The organism is Shewanella sp. 10N.261.52.F9 (genome assembly GCF_041471165.1).
GTDB classification, from domain to species: domain Bacteria; phylum Pseudomonadota; class Gammaproteobacteria; order Enterobacterales; family Shewanellaceae; genus Shewanella; species Shewanella marinintestina.
Genome location: NZ_JBFRNX010000015.1, coordinates 19,093 through 40,636, shown reverse-complemented (window position 1 = coordinate 40,636; position 21,544 = coordinate 19,093). Strand labels below are relative to the sequence as shown.

At 44.1% G+C, this 21,544-nt stretch carries 18 protein-coding genes; 11 read left to right on the top strand and 7 right to left on the bottom strand.

The window, feature by feature from the left end:
* The 5 genes from AB4298_RS12120 to hemC form a co-directional block, all read right to left on the bottom strand.
* On the bottom strand, positions 1-1,724 hold a 1,724-nt coding region (locus AB4298_RS12120; protein WP_371986903.1), incomplete at its 3' end, for a retention module-containing protein.
* 281 nt (positions 1,725-2,005) lie between these two features.
* Positions 2,006-3,175, bottom strand: a complete 1,170-nt coding sequence (locus AB4298_RS12115; RefSeq protein ID WP_371986902.1) for a heme biosynthesis HemY N-terminal domain-containing protein — start codon at positions 3,173-3,175, stop codon at positions 2,006-2,008.
* Positions 3,175-4,356: a uroporphyrinogen-III C-methyltransferase gene (locus AB4298_RS12110; protein ID WP_371986901.1), complete on the bottom strand. Its 1,182-nt coding sequence runs from the start codon at positions 4,354-4,356 to the stop codon at positions 3,175-3,177. Before AB4298_RS12110 ends, AB4298_RS12115 begins: the two co-directional genes overlap by 1 nt.
* Positions 4,357-4,421: 65 nt before the next feature.
* Entirely contained in the window at positions 4,422-5,153 is a 732-nt protein-coding gene (locus AB4298_RS12105; protein ID WP_371986900.1) for a uroporphyrinogen-III synthase, read from the bottom strand.
* 5 nt (positions 5,154-5,158) lie between these two features.
* A complete protein-coding gene (hemC, locus tag AB4298_RS12100) occupies positions 5,159-6,091 on the bottom strand; it encodes a hydroxymethylbilane synthase (protein ID WP_371986899.1) in 933 nt (310 codons plus the stop codon).
* Between the two features lie 199 nt (positions 6,092-6,290).
* Here hemC and AB4298_RS12095 point away from each other — a divergent pair, with 199 nt between their 5' ends.
* Positions 6,291-8,714 carry a class I adenylate cyclase gene (locus AB4298_RS12095; protein WP_371986898.1) on the top strand — a complete coding sequence of 808 codons (2,424 nt, stop codon included), beginning with the start codon at positions 6,291-6,293 and terminating at the stop codon, positions 8,712-8,714.
* Between the two features lie 133 nt (positions 8,715-8,847).
* Here AB4298_RS12095 and cyaY read toward each other — a convergent pair whose 3' ends face one another.
* Entirely contained in the window at positions 8,848-9,177 is a 330-nt protein-coding gene (gene cyaY / locus AB4298_RS12090; protein WP_220780419.1) for an iron donor protein CyaY, read from the bottom strand.
* Between the two features lie 412 nt (positions 9,178-9,589).
* On the opposite strand from cyaY, the gene AB4298_RS12085 reads away from it, so the two are divergent.
* From AB4298_RS12085 to AB4298_RS12060, 6 genes are all read left to right on the top strand, one after another.
* Entirely contained in the window at positions 9,590-9,766 is a 177-nt protein-coding gene (locus AB4298_RS12085; protein WP_249000642.1) for a hypothetical protein, read from the top strand.
* 5 nt (positions 9,767-9,771) lie between these two features.
* The gene (gene lysA, locus AB4298_RS12080) at positions 9,772-11,016 is read left to right on the top strand and encodes a diaminopimelate decarboxylase (protein WP_371986897.1); all 1,245 of its coding nucleotides are present in this window, start codon (positions 9,772-9,774) and stop codon (positions 11,014-11,016) included.
* Between the two features lie 63 nt (positions 11,017-11,079).
* Positions 11,080-11,907, top strand: coding sequence for a diaminopimelate epimerase (dapF, locus tag AB4298_RS12075; protein ID WP_371986896.1), 828 nt, complete (start codon positions 11,080-11,082; stop codon positions 11,905-11,907).
* On the top strand, positions 11,904-12,536 hold the full coding sequence (locus AB4298_RS12070) for a DUF484 family protein (RefSeq protein ID WP_249000639.1): 633 nt from the start codon (positions 11,904-11,906) through the stop codon (positions 12,534-12,536). The genes dapF and AB4298_RS12070 overlap by 4 nt, the downstream gene beginning before the upstream one ends.
* A 12-nt stretch (positions 12,537-12,548) precedes the next feature.
* Entirely contained in the window at positions 12,549-13,442 is an 894-nt protein-coding gene (xerC, locus tag AB4298_RS12065) for a tyrosine recombinase XerC (RefSeq protein WP_249000638.1), read from the top strand.
* On the top strand, positions 13,439-14,155 hold the full coding sequence (locus AB4298_RS12060) for an HAD-IA family hydrolase (protein WP_371986895.1): 717 nt from the start codon (positions 13,439-13,441) through the stop codon (positions 14,153-14,155). Before xerC ends, AB4298_RS12060 begins: the two co-directional genes overlap by 4 nt.
* Positions 14,156-14,244: 89 nt before the next feature.
* On the opposite strand, the gene ric is transcribed toward AB4298_RS12060, so the two are convergent.
* Complete coding sequence (gene ric, locus AB4298_RS12055; RefSeq protein ID WP_371986894.1) at positions 14,245-14,982, bottom strand: iron-sulfur cluster repair di-iron protein; 738 nt, start codon at positions 14,980-14,982, stop codon at positions 14,245-14,247.
* A 338-nt stretch (positions 14,983-15,320) separates the two neighbouring features.
* On the opposite strand from ric, the gene AB4298_RS12050 reads away from it, so the two are divergent.
* From AB4298_RS12050 to AB4298_RS12035, 4 genes are all read left to right on the top strand, one after another.
* Complete coding sequence (locus AB4298_RS12050; protein WP_249000635.1) at positions 15,321-15,731, top strand: hypothetical protein; 411 nt, start codon at positions 15,321-15,323, stop codon at positions 15,729-15,731.
* A gap of 115 nt (positions 15,732-15,846) precedes the next feature.
* Entirely contained in the window at positions 15,847-17,229 is a 1,383-nt protein-coding gene (locus AB4298_RS12045) for a TolC family protein (protein ID WP_371986893.1), read from the top strand.
* Complete coding sequence (locus AB4298_RS12040) at positions 17,226-18,332, top strand: efflux RND transporter periplasmic adaptor subunit (RefSeq protein ID WP_371986892.1); 1,107 nt, start codon at positions 17,226-17,228, stop codon at positions 18,330-18,332. The genes AB4298_RS12045 and AB4298_RS12040 overlap by 4 nt, the downstream gene beginning before the upstream one ends.
* Positions 18,333-18,343: 11 nt before the next feature.
* Positions 18,344-21,487: an efflux RND transporter permease subunit gene (locus tag AB4298_RS12035; protein WP_249000633.1), complete on the top strand. Its 3,144-nt coding sequence runs from the start codon at positions 18,344-18,346 to the stop codon at positions 21,485-21,487.
* Positions 21,488-21,544: the final 57 nt, after the last annotated feature.

The window sequence follows — 21,544 nt, the reverse complement described above, 5'->3', positions numbered from 1 at the left end:
GCGCTTAAGGTGAGCACATCATTGTTATCGACATCAAAGGTGGTGATATCGCCGGTGGCCACAAGGCGATCGGGCTGCAGATCAATACTGTCTTCGGTCACGCTGCCGCTATTGGTTACCGTCAGCTCAGGAATATCGTTAGTACCAACAATCGTTATTGTGATTTCTTGAGTATCGAATAAGCCAAATTGGTCGGTTACCGTTATCGTAAAGATTTCAGTCGTTGTTTCGCCAAAAGCTAAGCTGTTTGCTAGCTCATTATCGAGGCTGAACGTCCACTCCCCAGTTACTTGATCAATTGAAAATACTCCATATGGAGTAATTGGGTCACTGGTTAGTTGCCAAGTCAGTACAGCTCCGTTATCAATATCATTTGCTGTTAAAGTTCCTGAGACCTGCGGGATACCTGCCGTTTCTGTATTACCACCGACTAAGACACCCGCTTCAATAACGGTACCCATAGCATCTTCGAGTGAAGAGGTAACTTCTGGTGCGTCATTTTCACCTGTTATAGTAATAGTTAACGTTTGAACAATTGAATCACCGTCACTATCACTAAGTTGATAGTCAAAAAATTCGATTAACTGCTCACCAATAGCAAGTGCTTGTATTTCAGGTAATTGATTATTGAGCTGATAGGTATAACTGCCATCAGCTGCAATAGTTAAAGTGCCGTAGACTCCCGATATAACGGTACTTCCTGTCACATCTACACCGATATTGTCGCTATTGGTTATTTGGGTTAACGAGCCTGAGTCTGCACCCAAAGTGTCATTTTGCAGAACATTGCCATTTACGCCATCAATGTCGCCTTCGGCGATTTGATTACTATCATCTAGTCCATTGGGTGCATCATCAATAACATTAGCAGTAACGACTGATGTCACACTGGCACCTTGGCTATCTGTTAGTTCTAATACAAATATCTCTGAAAGCGTGTCAGTCGCTGAATGATCGAAATTAGACGATAAGGTATAGCTATAACTTAAGGTTGAAGTGCTTATGTCGTAGCTACTTATTGTTAAAGTACCAAACTGAGTAATGATGGTTACTGGTCCAACAAAGTTACCGTCAGCAAAAACTTGTAGCCCATTGATGGTCAGCGATTGTATGCCTGCCTGTACTATTACTGAGACACTTTCAGCTTGCGATAGTAAGGCTGATTGGGGGCTTGTACCTTGCTCTAAGTGCTGTTCATAAAGAGTTACAGACCTTGAGATAATACTTGGTGGGTTCAGTTGTGATAAAAAGTTCTGCTCTTCCTCTACTCGAGGAAGCTCAACTTGGGTAAAGCCTTCGGTATCATGCCCTGCTGCTGCAATCGTTTCATCACCGGTGCGTCCTACAGCGATAAAGCCACTCCCTTCGTTACCCGTTGGCGCACTTTCGCCTGCAGCTGTGTCAGGTAAGTTGAGTGTAGGATCTTCCCCGCTTAAAACTTTAGCTTGTAGTGCAGCTATCTCCGCATCCACACTAGGATCTATGGTTGCGAGGTCTTGAGGAGCTTCGGTTTCAGAAAGGTTGGCTACTTCATCTTGCGTGACGGTTGTACCATCACTGTATTGCAGTAAAAATGTTGTGCCCACAGATGCGCTATAAACCACATTTTCTCTTAAGGTATCGCCTACTTTGAGAGGTGTATTGTTACCTTGTGCAGTGCTTGTGTTTATGGCACCAGAAAGCTCAAGAATCTTGGCGTCCTGCTTTGGAATAAATTTATCCATCTTAAAATACTCTACCTATCTCATCCGTGAGTTAAATGAAGAATTATTAGTGCTTAGTTAGTTGTTATTTACGCACTAACAGTACAAATTCTGTACTGCATTGAGGCGTTGTCAAATTGTGGGAAGTCAAGCAAGTCGGTGACAATTAATTGAAGTTTGTGTTTTATGCTTTTTATCAGTTTTTTATCAGTAGGTTAGGAGATTAAAAATAGAGGGAAAGGGGAGTTCAAATAACTAAAGGCCGAATAAAATTCAGCCTTTAGTTTAAAAAGGTATAAAGCCTAAATAAGTTTAGCCGCGTTACGTCGTGTTTGTAGGGCACGATTAAGCTCACCTAAGTGCTCTTGAGCGTCGGCTAGCGCATGTAAATTGTCTTTATCATCTTTGAGGTAGCAAGCTTTTTGCCACCAAACTTTGGCTTGTTGATGATCGTGATTTTGTTGATAAAGCTTGGCTAAGCAGATTTGGTAGTCGACATTGTTTTCATATTGACTGTCTAATGCTAATAATTGCTTTTTAGCTTCAACATCGGCGGGCGTTATTACTTCGGATAGCGCGCTGAATATAGCCGCAGAAGCCGAAGATTTTACTTGTTTTAAAAGTAACTTTATCGCTTCAGCTTTTCTCTCAAATTGATTTAGCCCTATCGCATACAAAGCAATATATTCAGGTTGTTTTCTTTCTGCACGAGTAAGCCAATGCCAGCATTTTTCTAGCTCTTGCTCGTTTAATTTAACCGCTTGAGTCAATAGCGCTGTATTCGTCTTTAGCGATAACACTTTAAAGCCGTCATCATCTAAAATATGCTTTTTAGCAACGATTGGCAGTAACAACTTAAGCGCTTGCCAATCTTGCTGTGCTTGGTACAGCTCTATAGCCAGTTTTAGAACTGGAAATTTACTTTTGCTAGTTGGATTAAGCTTATCGAGTTCTTCCCTAGCGGCAACTAAGTCACCTTGTTGCAATAAATACCGAGTACGTGTAGTGCTAACCGCTTTTACTGCCGAAGGTTCTAATTGTGCTTTTGCTAAATATTCGTCACGAGCTTGATGATTATTTTGATGGTGAGCTGCGCGAGCAGCGGCTAATAGGTTTAGCGCTGGGATCTCACCTTTTTCCGCGCCTTTTGCCATAGCTTTTTCTGCGGCAGGCCAGTTCTCTTCGGCTAATGCTAGAGCGCCGAGAAGTGTATGTTTTCGTGCCGCTTTTCGACGCCATCTTTCTGGTAAGTAACGGCTATTGAGTACTAAGTTTAATAGCCAAACTGCCACAAACTCAACTAACTGTAATAAGCTATAAAAAATAATTAGTGCGATAACAGCAAAAACAATACTCGTTTCAATTTGGTAATCACCAATTGCTAGGTAAACGTAGCCTTTGCTGCCTACTAGAAAAGGGCTAATACATAAGCCAAGTAGAATAATTATTAGATAGACGAGGGCGCGAACCATTATTGCGTCTCCTCAGTCATTAAATTGCCATAGGTCACTAACTGATTTAGCAAGTTAGAGGCTTGAAAGCGCTCAATGCTAGTTGATTGAATCTTTAGGGTTTCTAAAGCATCCAAGGTGGCAAGTGCGTCGGTAGTTTGTTGGTCTTTTAGATCAAAATATTGAAATATCCATTTTCGTGCAAGCTTTATAGAGTTGCGGTAATTCACCTGATCTTGGCGGTACAAAGCTAACTGTGCTTGCAGTAATTTATTTTTAGTATTTTCAACTAAATACCATTGCTGATCTGGTTCTAATAGCGGCGCAGCATCGGTTGTACGCTTTCTTACAATAACAAAGTCATCAATTAGCGCTTGCCAAGATTTAGATAAATTAGATTGCCAATCATCCAGTGAATCACTTACTTGGGTGTCAGCAAGTTCTTCAGCAGAGAAGTGCGTCTCAGCGCGATTTAAAGGTAGTTTATCAAGGTTATCGATAATTGAATCTAGGGTAAGAACAGTGCCTGAAATATCGGTATTTTTAACAGCCGCAACAGCCGCAATATCTTTTGCTAGTGCTTTTCTAAGCGGCATTAAAGAGGGATCTCGCATTGATTTAATGCGCTCATCTGCAGCTTTAAGTAGGCTAGTGGCTGTGCTCGGATCTTTCTCTAACCACAGTTTTTGTCCGGCGAGTCTAACGAGGTACTTAGCTTCTTCTGCACGCCAATGATTAGGGTTACGCTGAGCAATAATAGACACGCGCTCTTCAAGTTGAGTCTGCTGCTCAAGAGATTGGGCCATGGCTAAGTCGACGGTAGATTTAAACTGACCTTGTTGTTGCTCCAGCATAGCAATACGTTTATTAGGTTCAATTAAAGCTGCTTGTAATTGTTGGCTAAGCTTTGCTGATTCAGCTTGTTGCGTCAGTAGCTGTTGATACAGGTAGTAACCACCTGCAACGGCAGCAAAAGTCAAAATCAGCAATAAGAACAATGTGACAATTGTGCCCCAAGGTGTCGCTTTATTTTGAGTAGATAAAGTGCTTGTCGTGTCTTGGGCTGTGTTCGCTGTAGCTTGGGCTGCAGTTGATTGTGATTCAGCTTCTACTGTTGACTCTGGCTCGACAGCAGGCTGCGCTGCAACCTTTGACTCAGTTGTTGGCTCTGAAGCGCTGGCGTCAGTGTTCTTGGTTTCCATTAAACAGTCCTTGAAAGCTATGGTGCTGCAGAAATAGCGAGTATAAACTTACAATTAGCGGCTAACTACTTTTGAAATAACGCAGTCAACATAGCATTGGTGTTGGCAGCTTTTGCATTAGTAATTTGTTGTAAACCGAACGCTTTTGCTTTTTCATATACTCGGGAGCTTGGCACTATAATATGACAAGTTTGCAACCAAGCAAATAGCTCTTTTGGTACTGTTTTAACAAGGTTATCGAGTATTTCACCGCTAGTAATGATAATAGTGTTAATGCCGAAGCTTTGCCATTGCTGACAAATTTGAGATGTATCGAGGGGCGGACAGCCACGTTTGTAAGCTTCCCAGTAATTCATTTGGGCGCCTCTGAGACTAAGCTCTGTGGCTAAATCTTCACGGCCACCTTGGCCTCTTACGATAACAATGTGCTTACCATCGATATTACTGAGTGAGTCTAGCGTTAATAAGCCTTCGGTTTGTTGGCAATCATCGGGGGCTTTTTCCGCTTCTATACCAATCTGTTTTAACGCTGCATATGTCGCATCACCCACAGCAAGGTAGTGCGCAGATTGAGGCCATTGGTGATTGATAGCTTGAGAAGAAAAAGTCACCGCATTGGTACTAATAAAAATAACAATATCGGCTTGCTTTAGCGTGCTATTGATCTGAGTAGCATCAAGATTTGAGGTGGGTTGTACATTTAAAAGGGGTGTAACAAAGTAAGAGACGTTGCGCTGTGTCAACGCCTCTATCATTAACTGATTGCGCCCCTCAGGGCGTGTCAGTAAGACTTTCATTCTAGTTACGCGTTTGCGTACACAGCGTCAAGAATGGTTTTTGCGCCTTTCTCGAGTAGTTCTTCTGCCAATGCAACACCTAGCTTTTCAGCATCGGCAGTGTTGCCTGTAGAAGAAGCTGTGATGATTTGGCTACCATCTGGATTACCGACTAGACCACGCAGATTTAATGTATCACCGTCAATTTCAGCATATGCACCAATAGGTACCTGACAACCACCTTCAAGACGAGTGTTCATTGCACGTTCTGCAATAACACGAATACGCGTTTCAGCGTGCTCTAGCGGAGCAAGTAATGCTTTAACACGAGCATCATCTGTACGGCATTCAATACCTACAGCACCTTGACCGTTAGCGGGTAGTGACTGCTCTGCAGAAATAAAGCTAGCGATTCTTTCTTCTAGTTTTAGGCGTTTAAGACCTGCAGCAGCAAGAATAATTGCGTCGTAGTTACCAGCATCTAACTTAGCTAGACGTGTACCTACGTTACCGCGTAAATCTTTAATGACTAAGTCTGGACGTGCTGCGCGAATTTGGCATTGACGACGTAAGCTTGAAGTACCGACTACTGCACCTTGTGGCAAATCTTCAATAGTTTTATAGGTATTTGATACGAAAGCATCACGTGGATCTTCACGCTCACAAATAACTTCAAGGCCTAGACCTTCAGGAAACTCAACTGGCACGTCTTTCATTGAGTGCACCGCGATGTCAGCTTGACCTTCAAGCATAGCGACTTCAAGTTCTTTAACGAATAATCCCTTACCACCCACTTTAGCCAGTGGTGTGTCTAAGATGATGTCACCTTTAGTGCTCATTGGCAGCAATTCAACCGTGAGGCCTTCATGGATTTTTTCCAGTTCAGCTTTCACAAATTCGGCTTGCCACATGGCAAGAGGGCTCTTACGTGTTGCGATACGGATCAGATTTTGAGACATGAACGATATTCCATCTTAGAACTTATTTGCGCCAATGCTAACATTGCCTGAATACAGATGTAACATTCTGCTGCCGATTCTTTGAAGTCCACCCTGTTCTATATTGGCGAAAAACATGATCTTGATCACATTTACTTGCCGAGGGTTAGTTTGCGAGATACATTAGCGGAGCGTTATCTATTTTTTAAGGTCAAATCATTTGCCACAAGAGATTGCTAAACTCGAGCATGCCGCGCAAAGGTTAGATGTCATTAGGTATGCTAGAGCAGTTGCATTGTTGTCGCCCTTAAAGCGTCATCTCCTTCGGCTCATCTCGGTTTTATTGCATTACCATTCCCCAAAGTTACCAGGTTACAACGGCCCATTAACTCCAAGTGGAGTCGCTGACTACGTTTTAGGGCCCGATGGGCTTGAAGCCTGCGATACTCTCAATATTGAAATTACCACAACTAGCTCCGTAAATGACCCTCTTATCGAAGGTGTTTACAGCATGGGGAGTACGGCAAGTTTTGGCCAAAATATACAAAGTGATATTGATGTTTGGTTAGTACATAGTGAGCAGTTAACCCAAAATGCTTGTGAACTATTGGTTAATAAAACTCAGCTGTTAACGCAATGGTTTGCTCTGTTTGATTTTGAGGTCAATTTTTATTTAGTCCACCCTAAGCAGTTTATTCAAGGGCGTAATGATAAGAGCGATCTGTATAACTGCATGGGCCATGAGCATAGCGGGAGTGCGCAGCATTGGTTGTTATTAGAGGAGTTTTACCGTAGTCAATTTCGATTGGCTGGTAAGTCTATTGCGTGGTGGCCAAATGCTGATAAATCAAAAAGCCTACTATCTTTGGGCGACGCGAATGCCTTACCTGCAAGTGAGTACTTTGGAGCGTCGCTTTGGCAACTTTATAAGGGGGTAGAAAAACCGCATAAGGCACTATTAAAGGTACTTTTACTTGAAGCTTATGCCAGCGAGTATCCCCATACTCAACTTGTAAGTGAGCGTATTTGGCAGCATACATTAGAAGGGGATTTTTCTTCTGCTAATGACGCCTATTACTTATTGTACGAATCGATAGAGTCTTATTTGCTTAAGCGAGATGATGTTAGGCGACTAGAGATCACCCGACGCTGTTTTTATCTAAAATGTGGCGTTAAGTTAAGCCAACATGATCAGGCGGTGGATTGGCGTTATTTTAAGATGCAAAAATTGGTGGCTGACTGGAATTGGTCAGACAGTTTATTGAAGACTCTGGATAACTGTGAAAATTGGCACTGCGGTCAGTTACAGTGGTTTAACGAGCAGCTTAATGAGTTGATGTTAGGCAGTTATCGTACGTTATTACAGTTTGCTTCAACCCATAAATTAAGTGAAAGCTTACGGATCTCTGAGCTGGGTTTACTTACCCGAAAACTACACACTTATTTTAGCGAAGATGCACATCAGATTATGCGCTTGAACTCGCTATGGAGCCGCTCTATTTTAGAGCCGCACTTGTCGGTGATATATAGTTCTCAAGACAAGTTTTACTATCTTTATCGCTGCTCACCAAATCCAAGAAACTTTTTAGAGCATAGTGCTGTTTTTCATTCGAAAAGCAAAGCCAAATTATTAGTTTGGGCCAGTTTAAATGGTGTAGCAAATAGTCAAACCCGTTGGCATGAAATTAGACAAAGTAAACGTAAATCCAGTTATTTAACTCAGGCGGCAAATAGGCTAGATGGTTTAGTGGTTAATGAGTCTATAAAAGTCTCTAAGATGGCACTTTATCAGCCGTGGCATTTTCGTAAACTAGTCTTTTTATTAAACTTTAATAGCGATCCGACAGAGAGCTGGTCAGGGCAAGATATTATGGTTGATTACATGAACAGTAACGTGTTTTCAATTGGCCGTAATCACTTAAATATGGTCGACTCGATTGATGTGATCAGCCTTAATAGCTGGGGAGAATGGCATTGCCATCATTTTGAAGGCAAAAAAAGCATTCTCGATGCGCTGTCGTTTGTCACTCCTGGAATGAAGCGTGCGGTAGAAGAAGTTTCCGTGCAGGTTATTAGTTGCTCGCTTAAGCTACGTTCGCAAACAGAGCGCACAGTGCAAGACTTACTTTATCGCGCAGTTAGGCTCAGTCGTCAGGCACAAAGCTCAACAACATTAGGTTATGCACTGCAAGTGGGTAAGCTGCGTTATGGCTTATTTTTTAATAATCGTGGTATGCATTATGAAAATTTAAGTGATGCCAAATCTTTTTATCAGCAGTTGTCACAACGCAAGTTACTCGAGCTACCCAGACCTACTTTAGGCGATGAACCGTTTGCTAAGTTGCCGGCAGTGATCCAAGACTACGCGGCTAAAGGTGCAATTCAATATTTCTTGCGTCAACGCAAGCAAGGCTTGGATGTGTTTATTTTAGATGAGGGCAACGAGCTAAATCATTATGTACAAGAGGGTACAGACGTTAATGCGCTAGTAAATAAACTCAGTCACTATCATACTTTTGAAGATCCACAATTGACTAAGGATAACTTCAATTTGCCACAATTTTTTAAATTGAAGCGAGTAAAAGGCGAGTTAACGGCAGTCCCGTTCGGGGTCACTCATGAATCGGCTGAGGTCGATTTTTAACATTGGTCGTTTGCTTGGTGCAATAATAGAAGGGCGTTTTAATAAGAAGTGAAATGCTTGGTATTGTTAGTAGATAATAAAAAAGGGAGCTAGGCTCCCTTTAATTGCAATAAACTAAGAGGAAATTGCTAGATTAAATATCTAGCTTTAGTCCGCTTTGTTTAAAGATAGACTCAACAACGAATGGCATAAATTCATTGCCATTGCGCTCGTCCATCCATTTACCATCTACATAAGCGAAGTGATAACCACCAAACTGCGTTGCTAACCAAATCTCATGCAGGGGCTCTTGCTTATTCATCACGATTGTCGATGTACCATTAAACTCTAATTGCAGCACATTGCCAGAGCCATCAACATCGATATCAGCATCTTGCTCGTCAATCAGCACTTCTAATGCGTTATCAATTGTTTGAAATATCTCATCAACCAATTGATGAAATTCGAAATCTGTTATAGCCATGCTAATTCTTCCTCAGATTTAGGTAATACCAACATCTTACCAATCACTAGCCTGATTACCAATCACATTAATTTTGTGGTTAATCAGAAACTAAATAATCACACTCATAAATAAATACATTAAAACTCTTTATATTCATGCAAATAGTAGTTTTTCACTGCGCTTTTTATCCACTGCTTTTAACAAGGAAAGAGTGATTTTTTTTAAGTTAGTGAGGCTTTTTAGCGCTAAGTTGTGATTTATGTTAATTAACTGCGGTAATACTAGCCTCTCTGCGTTGAGATATTATGTAATAAAGCCCCGATATAAATGCGTTAGAGGGTTGACGCATAGCGGACTTGTCTGCAAACATCAGGATTAACAATTTTAGCCGTATAGCAAGCGTTGCTGCTATTGCTGCAAGGGTCATCTGATGTTGAAAAAAATGAGACTGTTTTTGCTGGTAGGGCTTGGTAGCCTAGTACTTTTGGGCTGTGGGCAAAAAAGTGCATTATTTAGAGCGCCGCCACAGGAAGTTAATCAGCAGACAACTGATAAGCAGGTGTCTGACGCAGAGCATGAGCAAAGCGAACAAAACAAAAAGGACTAAAGACGTTGGATCACTTTTTATATCAAGCAGATGAGCTTTATGCGGAGCAGTGCCAAGTTGCCGAACTCGCAAAACAGCATGGAACACCGCTGTATATATATTCTCGCGCAACGCTAGAGCGTCATTGGCACGCTTTTGATAATGCGGTGAGTGATCATCCACACCTTATTTGTTATGCGGTAAAAGCAAATTCAAATATAGCCGTGCTTAACGTGCTAGCGCGCTTAGGCAGTGGTTTTGATATTGTTTCTGGCGGCGAGCTATCACGGGTAATAGAAGCTGGCGGCGATCCAGCTAAAGTGGTTTTCTCTGGCGTTGGTAAAACGGTCGCCGAGATGGAAATGGCGCTTAACTTAGGCATTTATTGCTTTAATGTTGAATCTGCAGCTGAGTTAGAGCAGCTAAACCTAGTGGCTTTGCGTCTGGGTAAAGTGGCTCCGGTGTCATTGCGCGTTAATCCGGATGTTGATGCTGGCACTCACCCCTATATTTCTACCGGTCTTAAAGAAAACAAGTTTGGTATCGCCATGGAAGAAGCCGAGGCTATTTTTGCCCGTGCTAACGAATTACCAGGTCTTGCTGTTAAGGGCGTTGATTGCCACATTGGCTCGCAGCTTACCGAAATAAAACCTTTCTTAGATGCAATGGATCGTATGCTAGCGCTAATTGATCGCTTAGCAGCGCAAGGGATCAAGATTAAGCACTTTGATGTGGGCGGTGGACTCGGTGTGACTTACGATGATGAAGTGCCGCCACAGCCAGATGTGTATGCCGCTGCGCTACTTGAGCGTTTAGGCGATCGCGATCTGAAGCTGATTTTTGAACCTGGCCGCGCTATCGCAGCTAATGCTGGGATCTTTGTTACCCAAGTGCTTTATCTGAAAGAAAACAGCGATAAGCGTTTTGCTTTAGTGGATGGCGCGATGAACGACTTGATCCGTCCGTCACTCTATAGTGCATGGCAAAAGATCATTCCGGTAATCGAGCGTGCAGGCGCAACTCATAACTACGATGTGGTTGGTCCCGTTTGTGAAACCGGTGACTTCTTGGGTAAAGATCGTCAGTTGAACGTGCAAGCAGGTGACTATCTTGCGGTGCGTTCGTCAGGTGCTTATGGCTTCACTATGGCGTCAAATTACAACTCTCGTCCACGCGCGGCCGAAGTGATGGTTGATGCAGATAACGCTTATGTCATTCGAGAGCGAGAAAAAGTCGCTCAGTTATGGCAAGGTGAGCAGATCCTGCCGTAAACTAGCATAATACTAAGTAGCGGATCTTGAGATCCGCTATTGATACTTTTTAAGGATGTCCCCTTGATCCAATTCACTAAGATGCATGGGTTAGGCAATGATTTTATGGTCGTCGATGGCGTCACACAAAATGTGTTTTTCTCGCCAGATCAAATTAAGCGTCTAGCCGATCGGAATTTTGGTGTCGGTTTTGATCAGTTATTATTGGTTGAGCCGCCATACGATCCCGATTTAGATTTTCATTATCGCATCTTTAATGCTGACGGTAGCGAAGTAGAGCAGTGCGGCAACGGCGCTCGTTGTTTTGCACGTTTTGTGCGTAATAAAGGTTTAACCCATAAACATAAAATTCGCGTAAGCACTTCATCGGGTAAAATTACCTTACGTCTTGAGCGTGACGGTAAAGTGACCGTGAATATGGGGGTGCCGGTTTTAGAGCCAAGTAAGATCCCATTTACTGCTAAAAAAGTCGAAAAGACCTATCTGCTAATGGCATCGAGTGGTACCTATTTATGTGGCGCTGTTTCAATGGGGAATCCCCATTGTGTGATTGAGGTTGATGACGTAGAAGCGGCTGATGTTGATACCATTGGCGCCGATCTGACCAATCATGAGCGTTTCCCTAAAGGCGTTAATGTTGGCTTTATGCAGGTGGTTAACTCTGGGCATATTAAACTGCGGGTGTATGAACGCGGCGCAGCGGAAACCTTAGCTTGCGGCACAGGTGCTTGTGCGGCGGTTGTTGTAGGTATTCAACAAGGTAAGTTAGATCGCAATGTGCAAGTCGATCTCCCAGGTGGCACACTAATGATCAACTGGGACGGCGAAGGCAAACCGTTGTGGATGACAGGTCCGGCTGAACACGTTTATGATGGGCAGATCGCGCAATGATCGATAATCCTAATTCAAATGCCCCCTTTGACGAGATCTTGATCCGCGAATACTTGCTGGATAATCCAGATTTTTTTAGTCGCTACCCAGAACTATTATTGGCGATGCGAATTCCTCATGCCGAGCGTGGCGCAGTGTCATTGGTTGAGCGTCGACAAGAGATGTTGCGTCAACGCGTTAGCCAGCTTGAAGAAGAGATCACTGCATTATTGGCTATGGCATCGCGTAATGAGCAGATCTACATGTTCAACAGCCGCTTATCTATGCAGCTGCTAAAATGTGAAGATATGGGCGACTTACGCCAAGTATTATCTAATGGACTAATCGAGCAATTTCAGTTTAGCCACGTTAGGCTAATCACAGTGCATGATATCGACAGTGAACTGTCGCAGATCTGGAGCAAACGTTTAGACTCTGGCTATTACTTTGGCCGTTTAACCAATGAAGAGTCCAAACGTTTGTTTGGTACTGAAGTGGGTTCAGTTGCGCTTTCTCGTTTATCCAAAGAGTGCGGTCAGGTGATTTTTGCGATTGCTAGCCAAGATCCAATGCACTTTCATCCAGAAATGGATCACCTGCTGTTGTCGCAGCTGAAACAATTACTCGATCACCAGCTGACAAAAATCTAATCGCGAGGCGATATGGCTGATAAAGCGTTAGCAGACTTTGAACGATATTTACGTACTGAGCGTCAAGTGTCGGCTTATACAGTGCGTAATTATCTGTTTGAACTTAATAGGGTTGCTAAGCTATTTACTGAAACAGAGTCATGGTTAACGCAGCAGCACGATTCTTTGCAGGCTGTTCTGGCTAAGTTACACCGCAAAGGTCTCAGTCCACGTTCACTTTCACTGACGCTATCTTCACTTAAACAGTTTTACGAGTTTTTACTGCGTGAGCAGCTTATCAAAGTGAATCCTGCGATTAGTCTTAGTGCACCTAAGCAAGGCAAACCTCTGCCTAAGAATATGGACGTTGATTCAGTAACTCATCTGCTGGAAATCGACGCCAACGATCCATTGAGTTTTCGCGATAAAGCTATTATGGAACTGTTTTACTCATCAGGATTACGTCTTGCTGAGCTCGCAGCACTAAACGCTGCTGACATTCAGTTTTCACAGGCGCAAGTCAAAGTACTCGGTAAGGGCAGCAAAGAACGAATTGTGCCAATTGGTAAATTGGCACTGCAAGCGATAAATCAATGGTTGGATATCAAGCGTGATATCCCTTGTGAAGATGATGCCCTGTTTGTTACCGCTAAAGGTAAACGATTAGCGCACCGCAGCATTCAAGCGCGTTTGGCTAAGTGGGGTCAAGAGCAAGCCATCGGCATTAAGGTGCATCCACATAAGCTACGGCACTCGTTTGCAACGCATATGCTTGAGTCCAGCGCCGATCTGCGCGCGGTACAAGAGCTTTTAGGCCACGCCAATTTGTCGACCACTCAGGTTTATACGAGTTTGGACTTCCAGCATCTGGCTAAGGTGTATGACGGTGCCCATCCGCGAGCTAAAAAACGTGGAGATAAAGCATGAAAATCTATATTCGACCACAACCTTTTGAAGCGATCAGCTTTGATTTAGACGACAACCTTTACGACAATCGACCGATTATTATCGCGGCTGAAAAGGCGCTGCAGCAATTTCTGCATCAACATTATTCGAAAGCAACGGCGTGGCAATTTGATGACTGGCGCGCGCTTAAATCACGTATGTTGAGTCGCTCTCCAGAGCTTCGTCACGACACCAGTAAAGCACGGTTACAGATGTTAGAGCTGGGACTAATTGAGCTTGGATACGATACAGAAACAGCCAAAGTAGGTGCTAAAGCTGGGCTGGAGAACTTTGTCTTACACCGTAGTAATTTTAAGGTGTCAGCAGAAGTACTAGAGTTATTAGCGCAGCTTAAGCAAAAGTATCGCTTAGTTGGGATTACCAATGGCAATGTCGATTATCAGCGCATAGGTTTAGGTGAGTTACTCGAATTTGTACTGCATCCTGGAATAGGCTATCCGCAAAAGCCTGCAGTAGACATGTTTGAGTTGGCAGCAAGCAAATTAGCCTTACCTTTAGATAAAATACTGCATGTGGGTGACAGCGCTAAAAGTGATGTTGACGGGGCAAGAGGCGCCGGCTGTCAGGCGGTATGGCTTAACCCTGGTTTTGGCGTAGCGCAGAAATCGTTACCTAAACAACAACTGCCACATATTGAAATCTCATCAATAATGCAGCTAAGGCGGTTAGTCTAGCTATTCAGTTTAATAATAAAAAGGCTCACTGATGTGAGCCTTTTACTTTGATGGGGCAGCTATTATACGCTAACTATTAGTGCAATAATTTAAGCTGTTAGTGCCAAAGCTTTAGGAAACAGAATATTGTTCTCAAGATCGATATGCTGTTTTAAGTCTGCTTCAAATTCTGCCAAGCTGGCATAGCAAACTCGCCAAGTGGTGCAAGCGTGTGCAGGCGGAGTAAAACCATTAGTTAGCTGGCTGATTTTTTCAAAGATCTGCAATGCATCATCATGCTCATGCAGCATGGCATTAATCGGGTTACCAATGTGGCCAAAGCAATTTTGCATCTCAACTTGGTTGTGCAGACCTAAAATTGCTGGGAATAAGATTTGCTCCTCTTTCATCAGGTGCGGCATTAAGTCGTCGACGAGTGCGCGGATCCAACCTGCGAGTGGCTTTATCTCTTCATGGTTCTCACCATGAGCACGCACCATTTTTTGGCTGTATTCCAGCAGTAAAGGCGCTTTCTCTCTTACAAAAGTATGGTGAGTCGACTCAATGTAATTAAGCAGATCGGGTAAAGCGAGTAGCTCTAAACCTGGCTGCTTATCGCCTTCAGTTTCTAATGCCATTAATGCATCCAGTAAGACCATTTCATCAGCGTCAAAGCGTTTGATTGCTCGCGCTAATGAAATGCTTCCACCACAACAAAAATCAATACCATGCTGACTAAAAATATGGGCAGTACGAAAGTCATTAGCGACTAACTCGCCAACGCGAGAGGCTAGCAGATGTTCATTAGATTGAAGTGATTCAGGCTGAAATGTATTTGATTGAGACATTGGCATCACCATGGCAAGTTAGGCTTTATAATTTAGATGTATATTATTTGCATCTTATGGTGTGTTCAATTATTACTTGAGTAAAATGCTCGGGTAATCACACTTTTTACTATGAATTAACTCGATATGGGTAGAGGGCTGTCGCTAAAATTTACAGGTATAGATGTGGGCTTATCGATGTTTTAGGAACTTTTTTATACAGAGAGTCGATTAAGGCTGGTAAACGCATAGTGTTTTAATTTTGATTAATTTAAACTAGTGAGCATCAAAGGTAATACAAGAGTGCAATTAGAGTCAGATATGTACGTTATTAAAAACAAAGGTAATGCTGCGGCCTAATGTCGAGCTTATCGTGTTTAATTCGCGCAATATTCACCACCACTCCAGCTAAGTTGGGGCGGATGTTATTGATCGTGATTTTAACGATGCAATCTGTAGTTGCAATGGCTGATGACTGTTCATTGGCTCATGATGATTGTACTGATAATGTGGTGTTGATTACTGAGCTTAAAGACGATGTAATAGCAAGTGCTGACTTGTGTGATCCCCAGTCTGTAAGCCATGTTGAAGATGATTGTACTGAATGCAGTAATAATTGCTGCTCATGCTGTATGACCTTGATGCACCCTGTTACCGCATTAACATCTATGACGGCAAGCCCAAATAGCCATCTTTTTGCTTTTAGCTCTACCTCTGTTGAATCCCCTTATTTCGCTTTCTTGCGCCCGCCTAAAGCCTTAATCGTTTAATCAAAATTTTATTCATTTAGCGAGCTTTTATCTGCTTGCTAAAGATCTGTTAGGCCTCTTTTGGGTTTAACTAACAGCTCTGTATTTTTTGTATTAAATCGAGGCCTATTCTCTGATGTTTTATAATACTTATGCTGGCAACGACGCCTTTAAAATGGCTATACGTTGTCTTTGGCGAGGGCTTTTAAGCACTCTCGTTATCATTACCCTGCTATTTGCAGTGCCATTGGTCGCAAAGGCTGAAACGACAACAGATGCACTGTCGTTAATCACGGTTATTGAGCGGGTTCAACAACAACACCCGTCCCTTAAAGTGTTTGAGTTTAGATCTAAGGCGCTGGATGGCGCAGCGCAAACTCAAGCGTTGACGCCAGGCTTTGAAATCGGCTTTGATGCTGACAATCTCGTGGGCAGCGGTGAGTTCCAAGGAATCGATAGCGCCGAGTTTAGCGTGTCTTTATCGTCGGTCATTGAACTGGGTGACAAGTTAGATGCTCGCAGCGGTATTGTTAGTGAGCAGCGCGCTGTATTAGATGCCGAACAAAAAATTACCGCATTAAATTTATTAGCTGAAGCAACACGTCGTTATATCGATGTATTGGCGGCGCAGTCGCAACTGCAACTTGCTGTTGATTCATTACAGCTTGCAGAAGAAACACAAGCGGTTGTAGCTAAGCGCGCTCAAGCAGCTGTAACACCAGAGGCCGAAGTTAAGCGCGCCCAAGCGGCGGCATTTAATGCCAGACTGGTTGCCGAAACTCAGCTACAGCAGCTCGACTACGCTAAATTGGCGTTAAGTATGATGTGGGGTCAATCTCAGGTTGATTTTGATTCACTGCAGGGCAGTTTGTTTGCTTTTACAGATGATGTCGCACTCGAGCCGTTATTTGAGAAAGTAAAATATAGCCCAGCTATTACCGCTTATTTAACTCAGGCACAGCTTAAAGAGGCCGAGTTACGCTTTGCTAAAACCCAGTCTAGCCGCGATATCAGCTGGTCGGTGGGTGTAAAGCAATTTCAGCAAACTAATGATATGGCATTGACCGCCGGTTTTAGTATGCCGCTGTTTAATGGTGAGCGTAACACTGGTGCCGTTCTTTCGGCACAAGCCGCAAAAGAGCAAGTACTCGCCAACAGAGAAGTGGCACTTTTAGAGTTATATGGTCAACTGTATCGTGCTTATGCCAGCCGTAAACAAGCGATAGTGACTGTTAACCGCCTACAGGCAAGCGTGATCCCCACCTTAACCTCAGCCCTTGAAGATACCAAACAAGCCTATGAACAGGGGCTTTACAGCTATCTTGATTATTTAACTGCCCGAGAAGAACTGCTATTTGCTCGCCGTGCGTTAATTGATGCAGCGGCCTCTGCATTGCGTTATGGCGTCGATATTGAGCAGCTGATTGCTGAGCCATTACCTGCTTCTCAACATACTTTCTTCAATGATTTCTCAAAGTCAGCTAATTCTTCTGATGCTGCGAAAGGATATACAAAATGAATCCTAGTTTATTAAATAAATTCTCCTTAGTTCACCTTGCTGTTGTTGCTGCAGTTGTATTGATGATTAGCAGCACTGTTAACGCTAGCCATGAGCCTGTAAATAGCCATGAGTCTGAGCATCATCATGAAGCGGTGCATCAAGAGCAAACAGAGCACACAGATCAGCATCAAGACGAACATGATGGTCACGGTGATGAGCATAGCGATGAACATGGCCATAATGACGGTCATCAAGACGAACATAGTGGTCACGATGATGAGCATGGCGATGAACATGGTCATGACGAGCATGAAGAGGGCAGAGTTCACATCAGCGTCGAGCAAATTGTGGCGTCAGGCATAGTGACCCAGCAAGCCGAAGCAGGTGATATCAAACAAACAATGACAGTATATGGTCGTGCAGTGGTGCCTGAAGCGGCAAAAGCGGAAGTTCGCGCTCGTTTTGCCGGCTTAATAACCCGCATGAATGTGACCGTTGGCGATAGCGTTAAAGCTGGTCAAGTGGTGGCAGAAGTCGAGTCAAATTCCAGCTTAAAGCGTTACTCCATTAAAGCGCCAATCTCTGGTGTGGTAGTAGGGCGCAGTGCCAATGCAGGCGAAATGGCGAATGATAATGTACTGCTAAGCATTATCGATGACAGTCAGCTTTGGGCGCAGTACCAAATCTTTCCCGGCCAACTAAGCAAAGTTGCCTTAGGGCAAACGCTCAGCATTTCAGCTGAACAGCTAAAAGCAACTTCAAGTATTCAATATCTACTTAATTCAACAAACGGTGACAACATAAAACTGGCTCGTGCCCCACTTGATAACAGCAACGGCCAATGGGCAGTAGGGGCTTTACTATCCGGCAAGCTTACTCTGAGTAAGCAAGCGGTGGCATTAACGATAGATAACCGCGCGCTGCAGGAGTCAGAAGGCCAGCAAGTGGTATTTATCCGCAATGATGAAGGTTTTGAAAGACGCGCTGTAACCCTTGGCCGCAGCGATAGCGAAATGAGCGAAGTATTATCGGGTCTTGAAGTTGGCGAAGAATACGCTGTTGCCAATAGCTTTCTACTCAAAGCCGACCTTGAGAAATCAAGCGCTGCCCACGTTCACTAAAGGAGACGTCAATGATTGAGTCAGTATTGCGTCTTGCGATAAATAGACGCTGGATGATGATGTTCCTCGCCATGCTGCTGGTTGCAGTCGGGCTGTGGAGCTATCAAAAACTACCGATTGATGCGGTGCCGGATATTACCAATGTGCAGGTGCAAATTAGTACCCGCGCAGAAGGCTATTCACCACAAGAAACTGAGCAACGAATTACCTATCCGATCGAAAATGCACTGATGGGGATCCCGCAGTTATCTTACACCCGATCGCTATCGCGCTATGGTTTATCGCAAGTGACCGTAGTGTTTGATGAGGGCACTGATCTGTACTTTGCCCGTAACTTGATCAATGAGCGCTTAAATGCGATTAAGGGCAAGTTACCCAGTGATATCGAGCCGGAGATGGGACCGATCTCGACCGGGCTTGGTGAGATCTACATGTACACCATCGAAGCGCTGCCTAATGCCAAGCAAGCTGATGGCAGCGAATTTGATGCGACAGCGTTAAGAGAGATCCAAGATTGGATCATTAAGCCTCAGCTCGCTCAAGTGCCTGGTGTTACTGAGATCAACACTATTGGTGGTTATGACAAGGAATACCATATCACCCCATCACCAACAAGCATGCTGCAATACGGTGTGTCATTTGTTGATATTAAGCTGGCGCTGCAAAGCAGTAATAGTAATCGTGGTGCTGGTTTCATTGAGCGAGATGGTCAGCAGTTAACAGTGCGTTCTGCGGCGCAGCTAAAGACCATTAGTGATATTGAGCAAGTGGTGATTAAACATATTGATAGCACGCCAATCTTTATAGCTGATGTAGCAGAAGTGGGGATTGGTAAAGCGCTGCGTACCGGCGCTGCGACTCGTGACGGTAAAGAAACGGTACTCGGCAGTGCAATGATGTTGGTGGGCGAAAACTCACGTCAGGTATCACTCGCAGTAGCGGCGAAACTTGAAGATATTAAAGCATCGCTACCGGATGGCATTAAGGTAGAAGCGGTATACGACCGCACCACCTTAGTCGATAAAGCGGTTTATACGGTACAGAAAAACTTAGTAGAAGGCGCGTTACTGGTTATCGTGGTGTTGTTTATCCTACTGGGTAACGCACGAGCCGCTTTAATCACTGCGGCGGTAATTCCGCTAGCGATGTTAGCCACCATGACGGGCATGGTTCAGGCGGGTGTTTCTGCCAATCTGATGAGTTTAGGTGCCCTTGATTTTGGTTTGATCGTCGATGGTGCAGTGATTATTGTTGAAAACGCCATTCGCAGACTGGGTCAGGCACAAGCGCAAAATGGTGGTCATGTATTACCACGTAAACAGCGTTTGCAACTGGTGTTTGAAGCTACCAATGAGGTGATCCGTCCTAGCTTGTTTGGCGTGCTGATTATTACCGTAGTGTATATTCCGCTATTCAGCCTTACAGGCGTGGAAGGCAAGATGTTCCACCCTATGGCGTCAACGGTCGTGATGGCGTTGCTAGCTGCGTTAGTCTTGTCGCTAACTATAGTGCCAGCTGCTGTAGCCTTGTTTATGACGGGCAAAGTGAGTGACAAAGAGAGCCGTGTCATCATCGCGACTAAATCACTTTATAAGCCGTTATTAATTGGCGCAATGAAGTTACGTTGGTTAGTGCTTGGCGCAGCGATGGCGTTAGTGGGCTTTTCTATTTGGCTGGCAACGACTCTTGGCTCTGAGTTTATTCCTCAACTCAATGAGGAAGATATCTTGCTACAAGCGATCCGTATTCCGGGCACAGGCCTAGAGCAATCGGTGGATATGCAGATGCAGTTAGAAGATCGCATTAAACACTTCCCGCAAGTGTTAAATGTGTTTTCTAAGATCGGTACGCCAGAGGTTGCCAACGATCCCATGCCGCCAAATATCGCTGATACCTTTATTATGCTAAAGCCGCGTAATGAATGGCCTAACCCTAAAATGAGCCATGATGCGTTAGCTGCTGACATTGTCGCAGCAGTATCGGGTCAACCGGGTAATAACTTTGAACTAACCCAGCCGATCGAGATGCGGTTTAATGAGTTGATCTCCGGCGTTCGTGCCGATCTGGGTATTAAGGTTGTCGGTGATGATCTCGATCAGCTACTGGCTTCAGCGAATGCGATCCATGAAGTGCTGGAAAAGATCGATGGTGTTGCCGATCTGCAAGTTGAGCAAGTAACAGGTTTACCTATGTTATCGATCCAACCTGATCGCATGGCGTTAGCGCGTTATGGCTTAACGGTTAACCAGCTGCAAGACTTTGTCGCTACTGCAATAGGTGGTGAGGAGACAGGCCTTATCTTTGAAGGCGATCGCCGCTTTAAAATGGTGGTGCGTTTACCTGAAGCGATCCGTAAAGACGTAGAGCACTTACACGAGCTACCAATCATGTTGCCATCTGGGCAATATGTGCCGTTATCTGAAGTGGCGACGTTAGATATTGCACCATCGCCTAATCAGATCGGCCGTGAAAACGGTAAGCGCCGCATACTGGTGACCGCTAACGTGCGTGGTCGCGACTTGGGCACCTTTGTCAGTGAAGCTAGACAGCAAATTGGTGAGCAAGTGGATATTCCTGCAGGTTATTGGCTTGAATATGGCGGCACCTTTGAGCAATTAGAGTCGGCAAGTCAGCGCTTATCGATTGTGGTGCCATTAACGTTGGCACTCATTTTAGGTTTATTGGTGATGGCCTTTAGCTCAGTAAAAGATGCGCTAATCATCTTTACCGGTATTCCACTGGCGCTGACAGGCGGGGTGATTGCACTTTGGCTGCGAGACATGCCATTGTCGATTTCTGCTGGTGTGGGCTTTATTGCGCTCTCAGGTGTGGCGGTGCTTAACGGTCTAGTGCTGCTGAGCTTTATTCGTCAGCTGTATCAAGAGAAGGGCGAGTTGATGTCTGCGATTATTGATGGTGCACTAATAAGACTGCGCCCTGTATTGATGACAGCCTTAGTAGCAGGGCTTGGCTTTGTTCCGATGGCACTTAATATTGGCACAGGTGCTGAAGTGCAGCGCCCAATTGCCACAGTAGTGATTGGCGGCATTATCTCATCGACCATTCTGACCTTATTCGTGTTGCCAATTTTGTATCGTATGGCGCACCAGCGTGGTGAGAATAAACACAAAGTTTCTGATGAGGCGACTATCTAAGAACTAACCCTTATCGCTAAAGAGCGGCACTCATTGCTGGTCGCTCTATTATAGCGT